This is a genomic window from Mesorhizobium sp. FG116 (assembly GCF_057809835.1).
Window position 1 is genome coordinate 1 of sequence record NZ_JBMDKS010000046.1, and the last position, 12,830, is coordinate 12,830.

11 protein-coding genes, 2 pseudogenes and 1 riboswitch are annotated in these 12,830 nt (G+C 57.6%); of the genes and pseudogenes, 10 read left to right on the forward strand and 3 right to left on the reverse strand.

The window, feature by feature from the left end; all coding sequences use genetic code 11:
* Positions 1 to 229 (forward strand): annotated as a pseudogene (locus ACODTY_RS22320) (ornithine cyclodeaminase family protein); the annotation flags it as partial.
* Between the two features lie 270 nt (positions 230 to 499).
* On the opposite strand, the pseudogene ACODTY_RS22325 reads toward ACODTY_RS22320, so the two are convergent.
* The 3 genes and pseudogenes from ACODTY_RS22325 to ACODTY_RS22335 all read right to left on the reverse strand — a co-directional run bounded on the left by ACODTY_RS22325 (position 500) and on the right by ACODTY_RS22335 (position 3,757).
* Positions 500 to 1,313 (reverse strand): annotated as a pseudogene (locus ACODTY_RS22325) (IS630 family transposase).
* Positions 1,314 to 1,398: 85 nt separating this feature from the next.
* A complete protein-coding gene (locus ACODTY_RS22330; protein ID WP_488996371.1) occupies positions 1,399 to 2,457 on the reverse strand; it encodes a GlxA family transcriptional regulator in 1,059 nt (352 codons plus the stop codon).
* Between the two features lie 40 nt (positions 2,458 to 2,497).
* Positions 2,498 to 3,757, reverse strand: a complete 1,260-nt coding sequence (locus ACODTY_RS22335; protein WP_488996372.1) for a D-amino acid dehydrogenase — start codon at positions 3,755 to 3,757, stop codon at positions 2,498 to 2,500.
* A gap of 137 nt (positions 3,758 to 3,894) precedes the next feature.
* A riboswitch (glycine riboswitch) is annotated at positions 3,895 to 3,988 on the reverse strand.
* Positions 3,989 to 4,625: 637 nt separating this feature from the next.
* Between ACODTY_RS22335 and ACODTY_RS22340 the strand changes: the two genes are divergently transcribed.
* From ACODTY_RS22340 to ACODTY_RS22380, 9 genes are all read left to right on the forward strand, one after another.
* Positions 4,626 to 5,867, forward strand: a complete 1,242-nt coding sequence (locus tag ACODTY_RS22340; RefSeq protein WP_488996373.1) for an ABC transporter substrate-binding protein — start codon at positions 4,626 to 4,628, stop codon at positions 5,865 to 5,867.
* A 9-nt stretch (positions 5,868 to 5,876) separates the two neighbouring features.
* Entirely contained in the window at positions 5,877 to 6,743 is an 867-nt protein-coding gene (locus ACODTY_RS22345; protein WP_488996374.1) for an ABC transporter permease subunit, read from the forward strand.
* Between the two features lie 74 nt (positions 6,744 to 6,817).
* Positions 6,818 to 7,822, forward strand: coding sequence for a branched-chain amino acid ABC transporter permease (locus ACODTY_RS22350; protein WP_488996375.1), 1,005 nt, complete (start codon positions 6,818 to 6,820; stop codon positions 7,820 to 7,822).
* A gap of 59 nt (positions 7,823 to 7,881) precedes the next feature.
* The gene (locus ACODTY_RS22355; RefSeq protein ID WP_488996381.1) at positions 7,882 to 8,565 is read left to right on the forward strand and encodes an ATP-binding cassette domain-containing protein; all 684 of its coding nucleotides are present in this window, start codon (positions 7,882 to 7,884) and stop codon (positions 8,563 to 8,565) included.
* Between the two features lie 27 nt (positions 8,566 to 8,592).
* Entirely contained in the window at positions 8,593 to 9,318 is a 726-nt protein-coding gene (locus ACODTY_RS22360) for an ABC transporter ATP-binding protein (protein WP_488996376.1), read from the forward strand.
* 105 nt (positions 9,319 to 9,423) lie between these two features.
* Complete coding sequence (locus tag ACODTY_RS22365; RefSeq protein ID WP_488996377.1) at positions 9,424 to 10,176, forward strand: DeoR/GlpR family DNA-binding transcription regulator; 753 nt, start codon at positions 9,424 to 9,426, stop codon at positions 10,174 to 10,176.
* Positions 10,151 to 11,452 (forward strand): allantoate amidohydrolase, encoded by a 1,302-nt coding sequence (locus ACODTY_RS22370; RefSeq protein WP_488996378.1) that lies wholly within the window; start codon positions 10,151 to 10,153, stop codon positions 11,450 to 11,452. Before ACODTY_RS22365 ends, ACODTY_RS22370 begins: the two co-directional genes overlap by 26 nt.
* Positions 11,449 to 12,396 (forward strand): phosphotransferase family protein, encoded by a 948-nt coding sequence (locus tag ACODTY_RS22375; protein WP_488996379.1) that lies wholly within the window; start codon positions 11,449 to 11,451, stop codon positions 12,394 to 12,396. Before ACODTY_RS22370 ends, ACODTY_RS22375 begins: the two co-directional genes overlap by 4 nt.
* A 27-nt stretch (positions 12,397 to 12,423) precedes the next feature.
* Positions 12,424 to 12,830: protein kinase family protein (locus ACODTY_RS22380; protein ID WP_488996380.1), on the forward strand; the 407-nt coding region annotated here is incomplete at its 3' end.

Below are 12,830 nucleotides of genomic sequence, written 5' to 3' on the forward strand. Positions count from 1 at the left end.
GTCGGCAACCATCGGCGAGTGCCAGCATGCCGTGGCCGAGGGGATTCTGGATAGGGCTCGCATCACGCCTATCGGCTCGGTGTTGCTTGGAGAACACGTGGGACGGTCAAGTCCGTACGAGATCACCTTGTTTGACGGCACAGGGGTTGCTCTCCAAGACCTAGCAGTCGCCTCGGCAGCGGCACAGATCGCAGTCGAACGCGGAATAGCCATTGAGGTCGAGCTTTAGCCCGGTGTGCCCAACCCGGGACGGCCGCTCGTGCGCCAGACTCTTTGAACATCGAGAGGGGCAATCGAGCGGCCCTATTTGGCGGGCAGGGAACCACGGCGGTTATTGTCTACGCTGCCTTCGCGCGGAGCAATGTGTCGGCCGGCATGGTTTGCTCGGCCTCCGGCGCGACGACCACTGCGGTGGCAGCCGACAGAGCCCTCCCTCCGACCTTTGGCATGCATAGGGTTCAAGCCAGGCAGCAGCCTGCACGATTAGAGCATGTCCGGTTTAATCCGGCTCATACCCTGCTGCCTTAAAGTAGTTTGCGCATTCGGCTGGCGAGAAGAGTTCGACGAAAGAACCGACGGTGTCCCATAAGGCGGTGATCGTGCTCTCGGCCTTTGCACGCATCAGAGCCTTGAGCTTGGCAAAGGCGTTCTCGTTTGAGTTAAAATCGGGACTATAGGCTGGCAGGAACATAAGCGTTGCGCCGACTGCTTCAATCGCGGCGCGAATCCCGGCGGCCTTGTGGGCAGGCAGGTTTATCCATCACGACGATGTCGCCCTCCGACAGGGTCGGGACCAGCACCTGCTCGACATAGGCGTGGAACACGCTGCCGTTCATCGCATCGTCGTAGACGGAGGGCGCTGTCATTCCGATCAGCGGCAACGCGCCGCTGAAGGTGGTTGTCTTCAAATGGCCGTGCGGCCCGCCCGCCCGGCACGTGCGCCGCGCGGTGACCGTCCACACAGGGTCATCTTCGTCGACAGGTCGGTCTCGTGGATGAAGACCAGCTTGGCCGGATCGAGATCTAGTTGACCAGCGAACCAATCGCGGCGGCGCTTCAGGATGTCGGGACGCTCCTGCTCCAGTGCATGTGCGGTCTTTCTTTGAATGTCCAGCCGTTCCCATCAAGCCAGTCGCTCAAGGCGCGAGCCGCGTCGGCATCCTTGTTGTCGGGGTGCCAACTCTCCGATCCTCGCCCGGGCGATCCAGCCGATCGCGCTCGATACCCGATGCCGAAACGTGTTGCCGCCTGACTTACTCGTCTGCAGCCTTAAAGACACGCAACCGCAAATACTCGCCGAACGCTCTCGCCATTATCAACCTCCGCCAAAGCGGATGTTGAATCAGAGGCTGGATCTGGCATTACATCATAATCGATTCATCGATGCCCGGACGTGCTCTAGGCCGTCATCGAAAGGCTGGACCAAGACACATCTTCGGAATGGTCGTTATTCAGGGGCGAGGACCGACCGTTTCCGCGGGCTGAGGACCGGGTCTCGTTAGGCGGGTTTCCATATTTTTCACGATAAACCTTGGAGAAATGCGAATGCGAGGGAAACCCGGTAGCCAGCGCTATCTGCAGGATGGATAAGGTCGTACTCATAAGAAGCAGGTTGGCCCGCTCGAGGCGGAGCTCCAGATAGTACCGCTTTGGTGACCGCCCGAGCTCCCTCTCAAACAGTCTCTCAAGTTGCCTGCGCGATATGCCGCCTGCGGCCACAAGTTGATTGACGCTGAGCGGGTCGTCGATGCTGGCCTCCATCTTTTCGACGACTTTCACTACAGATCGATGGTTAAGTTTGACGCGAGAGGCCATAGGAAGCCGCTGTCGGTTCCCGGGTGAACGGATGCGATATGCGATAGCCTTTTCGCAAATGCGATTGACGACGACCTCGCCGTGGTCGCGCTCGATCAGCCGCAGCAGCATATCGAAGGACGCGTCTCCCCCTGAGCAGGTGTGTAGATCTCCATCTTGTTCGAAGGCGGTCTGAACGGCCGCAACTCCGGGGAACTCCTCGCAAAAGCGGGGAAGTTGTTCCCAGTGGACGGCACAACGACACCCCTCGGCAAGCCCGGTTCTCGCAAGGGCGAAGATGCCGCTGCCGATGCCGATGAGACTAATGTTGCGCGCGCGACAACTTCTCAGCCAGGCATCGAGCTTTCTATCCGGACACGGATAGGCGCTTCCGCCGCATACTATAGCTGCAGAAATCTCACCTGATGTCCGCAGCCTCTCTCTTTCGGTTCGCAAAGCGCTGTCGATGCCAACACTTACCCCACAGCTGGCCGTCACGGGCTGTCCATCCTCGGAAACGATGTACCAGCCATAAACAGCTCTTCCGAGCACTTCGTTCGCGAGTTTCAAGACCTCGACGGCCGAAGAAAATGCCCGGATCGAAAACCCGGGCAAAAGGTAAAATGTAAATGACCTAGGCGCGGCTTTGGTAGCTACTGGCATGCTGCTTTGTCCTGGGCATAGCGACTCCGGCGCTTACCGATCACGCCGCCTTCGCGTAGGACAGAGTGTCGGCAGGCATGGATTGCTCGACCTTCGCCGCGACCACTTCTGCCGTAGCAGCCGACAGCGTCCAGCCCAAATGACCATGCCCGGTGTTGTAGAATACACTGGGATGACGGCCGCTCCCGACCCTCGGCAGCATCGAAGGCATCATGGGCCGCAGGCCAGCCCAAGGCGTTACGCTGTCGGTCTCCACATTTGGGAAGAGCGTTCTCGTCCAGTCGACAAGCGGACGGATGCGGTCGGCCCGGATGTCTCTGTTGGCTCCGTTCAGCTCGGCAGTTCCTGCGACGCGAAACCGCGTTAACCCCAACCTGCTCGTCACGATCTTGGCATCGTCGTCCAAGAGACTGACCCACGGGGCGGCCGCCTGGGAGACATCGGATTGCAGATTGACGGTTATCGAATATCCCTTCACCGGATATATGTTCACCCGGTCTCCCGCCAGCTTGGCCAGCCGCTTGCTCTCAATTCCCGCGCAAATGACGATGCCGTCAAAATGCTCTTTGTAGGCACCCGGCCGACTATCCGACTTGGCCAGCTCCACCGTTACCGAGCGAGTTCCGAGCGAAAGATCGGCAACCTCGGCACCGGAAACGAAATCAACGCCCAGCCTCTGCGATGCCATCGCGAGGGCGCGCGTGAACTTATGAATGTCGCCCGTTGAATCGGCCTCGGTATAGTAGCCGCCGTAGTAGGTTCCGCGAATTGCGGGTTCGATTTCATTGATCTCGAGCGGGGTGACTGACCGACGTGCCAGCCCACCTTGCTGAAGCAGTTCATTCACCTGACCCGCTCGCTCGAATCTGCTTCGGTCCCGATAGATGTGCAGGATTCCACGCTTGACGTGGTCGAAATCGATCGCCTCCGCTTCGGCGATTTCGACGAGCCGTTGTCTGGCAAGCAGGGCCAAGCGGACGGTCTCTATGGTGTTCGCCCGATAGCGGGGGATGTTGGCGGCGAACTCGGCTAGCCAGCTATACTTGTGCCAGTTGGGCCTGGGGTTCATCAGCAGAGGCGCGTCGCTGCGCAGCATCCAGCGCAGCCCCTTGACCACGGTTGACCAATGGTTCCAAACCTCGGCATTGCTCACCGACAGTTGGCCGCCGTTTGCGAACGACGTTTCCATACCGGGATACCGATTTCTGTCGAATACGGTGACGCGATAGCCTCTCTTGATCAGAGAGTACGCGGTTGTAACGCCGGTGATGCCGGCTCCAATTATTGCAATTTTCGTCATGGGAGACTCCCCGGAACAGTGGATCAAAGGCCTGAAGCAGGCCCGTTCGATCCCCATCTGTCCTTTAACCTGAGAGCTTCGCTGCCTCTTGGGCAACGTCCCCTTCGGTGAGCGCCGAAACGCTTCTCTCCAGACTGTCTGGCCAGACGGTCCTTCCGCCTGAGAGATTCCTGGGGAGCTTGCTCCTTTGGCGCCAACGACAATGTCGCTGAGCTCTCCCGTCTGGCCATTGTGACAGATGTTGGATAGGGGGTTGGACAGCGTCAGTCAAGTGATATTCCTATTGGGAATTCTGTCGTTACGGTAAGCTGTCAAGGTCGTGCTTAGAGTGCACCGAAGCTCGACAGGGTGGATTTCAAAGCTGAGACAATGGCAGCCGAGGCCAAGCGATGCGCTCCTGACGAGGAAACTCGCGTGGACCGAGCGCTTCCGCGTCTTGTGCTTCGATTGGCCTTGTCGCTTGTCGGCGAATCGGACGCGACCCGCGGTCCTCCAAAATCAAACACGAAGGCCATTCTGGCAGGACCAGTAACCTGCCGGCTACTTGTGCGGCACACAGAGCCTGGATTGAAGTTTCCTCCACAACCTAAGCTTGGCACCTAGTGGTAGTCACAAACCGGCCGCCATGCCTTGCCCTGCCGGATTGCTCGACAGTGCGGGCTACACCATGTGTCAAGGGATGTGACAATTGTGGCATCATATAGCTTTGCCAGTTATGTGAGGAATTGAATTCTATTAAATAAAATCAGTATGTTAAATGGATAGCAGAGGGCGTTGCGGTTATTTTTGTTACTTCCTATTGACAGAAATGTGGGAATTGTGGATTTTTTGCGAGGTCGTAGTCGCACAGAAAAAGGGGAAGCCTACAATGACCACAATTGCCACGCGGCGTAGTGTTTTGAAAATCGCAGCAGGTGCAGCGGCCGGGTCGCTCGCCATGCCGTTCTTTGCCCGCAACGCTCTTGCGGAGGAGCCGATCAAGTTCGGGAGTCTCCTCGACAACACCGGTCCGCTCGCGCTTGAAGGCAAGCGTATGATTCAGACGACCGAGTATGCGATCAACCAACTCAACAAGGCCGGCGGTCTGTTGGGGAGGCAGATCCAGCTCAGCGCTTACGACACGCAGTCGAACATCCAGCTCTATACGCAATACGCGCAGACGCTGGCGCTCAAGGAGAAGGTGGACGTTGTTTTCGGCGGCATCACCTCGTCATCGCGCGAAGCCATTCGCCCGATATTGGATCGCGCCAAGATGCTGTACTTCTACAACACGCAATACGAAGGTGGTGTCTGCGATCGCAACGTGTTCTGCACCGGCTCGACACCGGCTCAGACGGTCAATCATATTTGCGATTATGCCCTCAAGAACTGGGGCAAGAAGGCATACATCGTCGCAGCCGACTACAACTATGGTCACACCACGGCCAGCTGGATGAAGAAATTCATGGCCGATGGCGGCGGCGAGATCCTCGGGACCGACTTCTTCCCCCTCGACGTCTCGAACTTTTCATCTGCGATCAGTCGCATCCAGGAGGCGAAGCCGGATCTCGTGCTGTCCGCCCTGGTCGGCGCCAATCATTCCGGCTTCTACCGCCAGTGGGATGCGGCAGGGATGAAAAGCAAAATCCATCTCGCCTCGAGCGTTTTCGGCATTGGCGACGAACTCACGACGATGGACCACTCGACGACCGACGGCATCCTCACCTGTTACGCCTGGTACAACGATCTCGATACGCCAGCCAGCAAGGACTTCGTTGCGAACATGCAGGCGGCCTACGGAAAAGACGTCACGGACCTTAGCGAGCTCGCGACAGCGACCTATGAAGGTGTAACTTTCTGGGCTGAGGCCGTGAAAAAGGCGGGGTCGCTGGACCGCGACAAAGTCATCGACGCATTGCAATCGAACCTCACCATCGATTCTCCGACCGGTAAGGTCACGATGGATCCGGGTACCCACCATTGCATCCGCAACACCTATCTGGCTTGGCCGAAGAGCGGTCGCTGGGAAATTCTGGAGACTTTCCCAAATTCATTTCCGGCAGACACGAACGGTGCTTGCGACCTCGTAAAAAATCCAAAGACCAACAAGCAGTTCACTCCGGAAAACTGAGGCAAGACAGTGGACCTTGGAGCCCTGCTGGCGTTTAACGTCGCTACCGGTGTTGCGACGCTGGTTCTGATCACGCTCGGTTTGAGCGTGATCTACGGCATGATGCGCATAATCAACCTCGCTCACGGCGAGTTCATCATGCTCGGAGCTTACACCGCGGTGATGAGCAACCACGCCGGCGTCAATATCTGGATAGCCATGCTGGTACTGCCACCTATTGTGGTCGGACTTATTGGCTTACTCCTCGAGCGATGCATCATTAGGTTCCTCTACGGGCGGATGATGGACACCATGCTGGCCACGTGGGGCATCAGCCTCGCTTTGGTTGGCTTGTCCACGACCCTCTTCGGCAACGTAGTGCGAGGATTGTCGTCCCCCGTGGGAAGCTTCGACATCGGGCGATATGGCGCCAGCCTTCATAGCATCATCATAATCACTACCGCGGTCGTGCTGGTCGTGTTGATGATGATGCTGATGCTGGGAACCAGGTTCGGACTTATCCTTCGGGCGACCATGCAGAACCCAGGCATGGCCGCGGCCATGGGGGTTTCGCCGGGGCTCGTCTATATGGCAACTTTCTCATTGGGCGCAGCGCTTGCCGGCTTGGCCGGGGGTGTTCTGGCTCCTATCTCGGGCATCTCGCCAGGCATGGGCGTCGCATATGTGGCGCGTTCGTTCATTACGGTTCTGAGCGGGGGGCCGGCTATCGTTGCGGGCACGGCTACGGCGTCCACGTTGTTCGGTTTGATAAACGAGATTACGGCTTTTCTGACCACTCCGATCATTGGCGACGTTGCGCTTCTTGCTACCGCAATTGTTCTCATTCGTGCGATGCCGCAAGGCATCACCGGTAGCTTTCTGAGGCGCTGGCTATGAGGGTTTCGTCGTCAAGCTTCCGTTTGCCGCCGTGGGCGGGAGTCGCGAGTACGGTTGCCATCGGCGTCGTGCTAATGTTTGCCGTCCCGCGGGCGCTCGACCTGTACGCGGTGGTTCAGTTCACCGGATTCGCAGCTCTGGCCATGTACGGTCTAAGCCAGGGGTTCCTCTGGGGGCACGCCGGTATCTTGTCCTTCGGACAGGCTGCATTCCTGGGACTGGGAGGGTATTCATATGCCGTCGCCGTCATCAATCTAGGCGACAGCACGCCCGCAGTGGCGCTGGCGATCTTCGTTCCGGCCTTCTTCGCGCTATTGCTTGGCTATTTCATGTTCTACGGCCGCGTCAGCGACGCCTATGTCGGCGTTGTCACGTTGACGGTCTCCATCATCATTTTTCAACTGGTCAATTCAACCTCCGGCAGCCAATACCGCATTGGTGATGCAGAGCTGGGAGGTTTCAACGGCATCCCGGCGATTCCAGCCCTCAATCTACCAGGCGATCATGGCAATCAACTCGATACGGAGTGGATTTGGTACATAGCGATCGGAGCCTTGATCCTTGTGTACGTGATGCTGAGGGGGCTTCTGGCCAGCAGCTTCGGGCGCGTTCTAGTCGCCATCCGTGAGAACAACACGCGCGCACAGCTCCTGGGCTATGACACGCGCCTCTATAAACTGATCGCTTTCGTTATCTCAGCAGGTGTTGCGGGGCTTGCGGGCTGTCTCTACGCAAACTGGAGCGGCTTCATCAGCCCCCCGGTATTCGCTCTGCAGATGTCGGCACAAGTCATCATTTTCGTGCTCATCGGCGGCGTGGGCACTCTAGTAGGACCGATGATTGGTGCGATTATTGTTCAGTCTCTCCTCATAGTCGGAGGCACTCAGCAGACTGTCGATCCCAATCTCGGCCTGGGAGTCGTATTGATTGGCTTCGTACTTTTGGTCCCGCAAGGCCTCCTTCCTACGTCACGAAGAATCGTCGATCAGCTTCTCGAGCGCAGCCGGTCGAATAGCAAAATGCAGAATTCACCGTCCGGCAATGCGCTCGACAAGGTTGCAGGGGAAATCAAGCTGTGAAGCTAGTTGGCACCAGTGACAGCGGCGGTTCGGCGCTCGTCCAGGCTTGCGGGGCGTCGATGCGCTTCGGAGGCGTGGCGGCGGTGTCGAATGTCGATTTCACGCTTGGCGAGCAGGAACTGCGTTGTCTTATCGGCCCAAACGGTGCGGGCAAGAGCACGTTCTTCAAGATGCTGACCGGCCAACTCACCCCTACCGAGGGCAGGATTCTGTTCCGCGGCGTCGACATTACCGGCGCCGCCCCCCACGCCATCGCCAGGCTGGGCGTTGGAATCAAGACGCAAGTTGCGAACGTTTTCAATGGCCTGTCCGTGGCCGAAAACGTCTTCGTCGCTGCCAAACGAGGTCGCTCTGCTGCCGAGGCCCGAGTGAAGATGGCGATGACACTTGAGCGACTGCATTTGACAACGATTGCCTCGCGCGTTGTAGGACAATTGGCGCATGGCCAGCGCCAATGGGTCGAAATCGCAACTGTGCTGGCGCAAGACCCGACGCTCATCCTTTTGGACGAACCTGCTTCTGGCATGACCCAGGAGGAAGTTGCTCGCACCGCCGAGCTGATCCGGGAGATTAACAAGACGCATGCTCTCATTGTCGTGGAGCATGACATGCCATTCATTCGCAAGATTGCCAAAACGGTGACTGTTTTCAACAGAGGCAAGATCCTCGTCCAAGGCGACGTCGATCAGGTGCTGTCCGACCAGAGGGTGCGTGACGTCTATCTCGGTAAACAGGCTACATGACCGACCGTACGCATTGGAGCCGACGCGATGCAATTCCAGACAACCGAGCCGATCCTAAGCGTCAATAGCCTGCGTGCTGGCTACGGCCGAGTGCCTATTTTGACGGATATTTCGCTTTCTGTGCAGGCCGGCGAGTTTGTTGGAATTCTCGGGCATAACGGAATGGGGAAGACGACTCTCCTGCGCTCCTTGATGGGGTATTTGCCGGCGAACGCCGGACAGATTGTCTTTACCGGACGTGATATCACGGATGCGTCTACGACGGCGCGCGCGCGGGCCGGTTTGGGATTTGTTCCACAAGGGCGCGAGATCTTCTCCAATCTCACGGTGTTGGAGAACCTACAAATGGGATGTCTCCTATCGAAGCAGCCGGATAAAGACCTTATTGAGGAGGTACTGGCCACTTTTCCAAGGCTCAAGGCATATCTTTCTCGACCGGGCGGAGCACTGTCCGGTGGAGAGCAGCAGTTGCTGGCACTTGCCCGATGCCTTTGTGCTCATCCAAAACTCGTTCTGCTCGACGAGCCAACCGAAGGTATCCAGCCGTCGATTATCGATGAGATTGTCGAGACTCTGCTCACAATCAGGAAAGACAGCGACCTGAGCATCCTGCTCGTCGAGCAAAATCTCAACTTTTTATCCAGTCTATCAGATCGCGTCCTGATATTGCAAAAGGGCGCGATCACCCATGAGGTCGACCCGCAGAAGAAGCACGACCAGGCATTGATCAGCGAATACGCCGGGATAGCCTGACATGCCGATGCTTCTCTCCTCCGCCGGGAGGCGTACCTGTCTTGCGGATCATCGCGGTTTGGTGCTCCCTCGATCCCGTCGAGTGTCGTGAGGGAGGACGGGGTAGTGCTTACTGATCATCGCCACCAAGAGATTCTTTCAAGGGTTAATCTTACAGGTCGAGCCAGCATCGCTGAACTGGCCACAGCGCTGAAGGTGTCCGAGGAAACCATAAGACGCGATATGAAAGCGCTCGAGGAGCGTGGCCTTCTGAGGCGCATCCATGGGGGGGCAGTGCGTCTGCGGCTCGATAAGGAACAGCCGCTGGCAGAACGCTGCAAAGTCAACCAGCGAGAGAAAACCCAGATAGCGGTAATCGCCGAAAGACTGATCCGGGAGAACATGTCGATATTTGTCGACACCGGAACCTCGACGCTTGCGCTTGTGCGACGCCTGATTGGTCCGAGCCTGACAGTAACGACCAATTCCTTGGATGCCGCGTCCCTGCTTAGGCATGGTCCAAGCACTGTGCGACTTACGCCCGGGACGTTGCGACCGCAGGACAATGCCTTAGTCGGCTACGAGACGGTCGGATATGCGAAGCGCTTCTTCTTCGACATCGCTTTTGTGGGCATCGGCGCCTGTGACCTCGAACACGGGTGGATGGACTACGAAGAGCACGAGTCTGTATTGCGAAAGGCCTTGTTGAGGCAGGCAAGAGATGTCGTTGTGCTCGTGGATTCAAGTAAATTCGGACGAAAAGCAAACATATGTACATATCAATTCTCGGATCGCTTGACCGTTGTTAGTGAGCGGCCCCCACCAAAAATGTTCCAGGACATCTTCAAGAAAAATGAAATTCGCATCCTTACCGAATGACTGGCACGCAATGCCGATATTCTACGATCTGTTCAGCAGCTTTTCCGAATGCGGACAGCTACCGAACGGTGGTGTCAGTCGTCTCTGCGGAACTCCGGCCGATGGCTTGGCGCGCGGGCTATTTGCAAGAGCGTTGAGCAGCGGGGGTGCGATCGTAACAACCGACAGCGTCGGCAACCAGTTTGGTACTTTCATCCTGTCGCAGAATCCCGCCGCGCCCCTGGTCATGATGGGGTCGCACCTCGACAGCCAACTCTTTGCTGGTCGGTTCGATGGCGCGGTGGGAGTCGCGGCAGCCGCGGCCATCGGTGTGGCGCTGCAGCACAGATGCAATGAGGGGGTGCTTTTCAACGCAAATTTCTGCGCGGTCAACTGGACCAACGAGGAAGGCGCGCGCTTTCGTCCAAGTCTGCTTGGAAGTGGAGCCTTTGCGGGAAGCCACGATGTCGCATATGCCCTGTCCCGCGCTGATGACGACGGCGTCACGCTCGCCCAGGCGCTGTCTGCCATCGGTTATCTGGGCGAGAGTGAGCCGCCACCGATTCCAGCCTGCTATCTGGAACTACACGTTGAGCAAGGCCCGATTTTAGAGGAAGCATCAAAAGTCATCGGCGTTGTCACCAGCAACTGGGGCGCCACCAAAATCGATGTGACGTTTTCTGGCGAGCGCGCTCACACCGGTCCAACGAGGATGAGTTCACGGCGAGATGCGCTATTGGCAGCGGCATATCTTGTCGCGGAAATTCGTGAATTGGCGGGCCGCTGGCCTGGGCTCGTCCATACGTCGGTCGGAAGAATAGCGGTAGAACCGAATTCCTCTAACGTAGTGGCATCCAGAGGGGATGTGTCGTTGGAAATCCGATCCGCGGACGACAACGTTCTAATTGAAGCCACAGAAGTCGCCTGGAACGAAATTCAAGACGCAGCAAAGCGCGCCGGGGTGGCTGTCGACATCGTGTCGAAGTCGACGCGGCCAATCAGATCGTTGGCGGGTCCACTCAGCGATCTTGTGGAAGATTGCGCCAAGGTGGCGTCCGTCCCGGTCATGCGGATGGCAACAGTTGCAGGACATGATGCACTGAGTTTGCTGGGCCGTTGTCCCGTAGGACTTGTATTCATCCCAAGTGTCAATGGAATCGCTCACAATGAAGCAGAATTCACCAGTGACCAACACTTGGAAGCTGGCGTCTCGGTGCTGCTCGCCGCAGCCGATCGCCTGTGTCGGGCATACGGGCTGCCAGAGACCGCAATACGAGCTGCAGGGGCGATAGCGTGACACTTGGTTCTAACGCAGTTTCTGAGATAGAGCAGCGCTGCGCCGGGCTTCTGGCTGAGGCACTTGTTCCATCCGGTCGTCAGCCCCTCTGTATCACTATAGTGCCGCCGATCGCCTCGCCCACGCATAGCGCGGTAGCCTCCGATTGCGTCCGCGTCGATCTCCCGAATTCCTCCAGCTTGTTCCTCAAGCTCCGGCTTGAGGAAATGGCGAACGACGTCGTACCTTGGGCGGCTGCGGCGGCCCGCAAAGCGGCTGAATGCGGGGTTGCACCGCAAGTCCAATTTGCTTCCGCGTCCGGGCTCATTATCGACTATCTACCCACGCCCTGGCGTCCGGCAAAGGTTGGAGACCTGCAGGATATCGATGTGATGGCCGCGGTGTTGGATGCCAAGAAGCGTCTCCATCAGAGCGGCCTTGTCGGCCAGCGATTCAATCCATTCGAACGTATTGGGCAGTTGGTGCGTGAAGCAAAAACTGTCCGAGCTCCGCTTCCTGACGACACGGGACGCTTGGTCGAGTTTGCCGAGCTGGCGCGTGAAGCCATAACTGCCTCGGGCATAGATCTCCGTTTCTGCCACAATGACGGAATCGCCTCAAACATCATGCTTGGCGAAGGTGTTCGCCTTGTTGACTTCGATCTAGCCGGGGACAACGACCCTTGGTTCGACGTGGGTGCGCTTGTCAACGAAGTTTATTGCTTCGACTACGATGCTCGCGAAGCGTTCGAGCGGTACACAGGCCACTTCGATGAGCGCCTTTACAATCGATGCCGGCTTTACGGGGCGGTGGACGATCTGATGTGGGGCCTTTGGGGAGTGATACGAGCCGTGACGTCGAAACGCGCCGGCATAGAATTCTTCAAGTACGGAACCTGGCGCCTCTTTCATGCACGGACGGCAATCAACAGTCGAGAATCCGAAGCTTTGTTACGTCGCTTGTGACATTCGAGAGCGGCAGGGAGAAGAGCTGTGACGGTTTGGAGATCGCTAGGTGACGCAATTACGGCGAATGAGAAACTGCTCGAGGAAATTATTACGGAAAATTCCATGTGGCCCGGAGTCTCCATTAAATACTGCCCCGTTCCTGGTGGGATAAGCAACGCGAATTGGCGGATCAATGTTGGTGGTCCAATCGACTACTTTCTGAAAGTGCCCGGCCGCGGCACTGAAATGTTCATTCAGCGGGACGCTGCCAACGACGCAAGCCGAAAGGCGGCCGAATGCGGTTTCGGGGTAGAGGTGGTGGACTATCTGCCAGACCTGGGTGTGGAGGTTTTTGCCTTCGTCACTGATTATCGAGCGTCATCCAATCTCGACTTTCTGCGCCCCTCCGTCCGGCGCAATGCCATCACGGCCTTGCGCAATTTCAACGACTC

What these genes read in the sequence shown, in the direction of transcription:
- ACODTY_RS22330 (WP_488996371.1), bottom strand. Translation starts at nt 2,457, where the DNA reads ATGCCAGTAGCTACCAAAGCCGCGCCTAGGTCATTTACATTTTACCTT.
- ACODTY_RS22335 (WP_488996372.1), bottom strand. Translation starts at nt 3,757, where the DNA reads ATGACGAAAATTGCAATAATTGGAGCCGGCATCACCGGCGTTACAACC.
- ACODTY_RS22340 (WP_488996373.1), top strand. Translation starts at nt 4,626, where the DNA reads ATGACCACAATTGCCACGCGGCGTAGTGTTTTGAAAATCGCAGCAGGT.
- ACODTY_RS22350 (WP_488996375.1), top strand. Translation starts at nt 6,818, where the DNA reads ATGTTTGCCGTCCCGCGGGCGCTCGACCTGTACGCGGTGGTTCAGTTC.
- ACODTY_RS22355 (WP_488996381.1), top strand. Translation starts at nt 7,882, where the DNA reads ATGCGCTTCGGAGGCGTGGCGGCGGTGTCGAATGTCGATTTCACGCTT.
- ACODTY_RS22360 (WP_488996376.1), top strand. Translation starts at nt 8,593, where the DNA reads ATGCAATTCCAGACAACCGAGCCGATCCTAAGCGTCAATAGCCTGCGT.
- ACODTY_RS22370 (WP_488996378.1), top strand. Translation starts at nt 10,151, where the DNA reads ATGAAATTCGCATCCTTACCGAATGACTGGCACGCAATGCCGATATTC.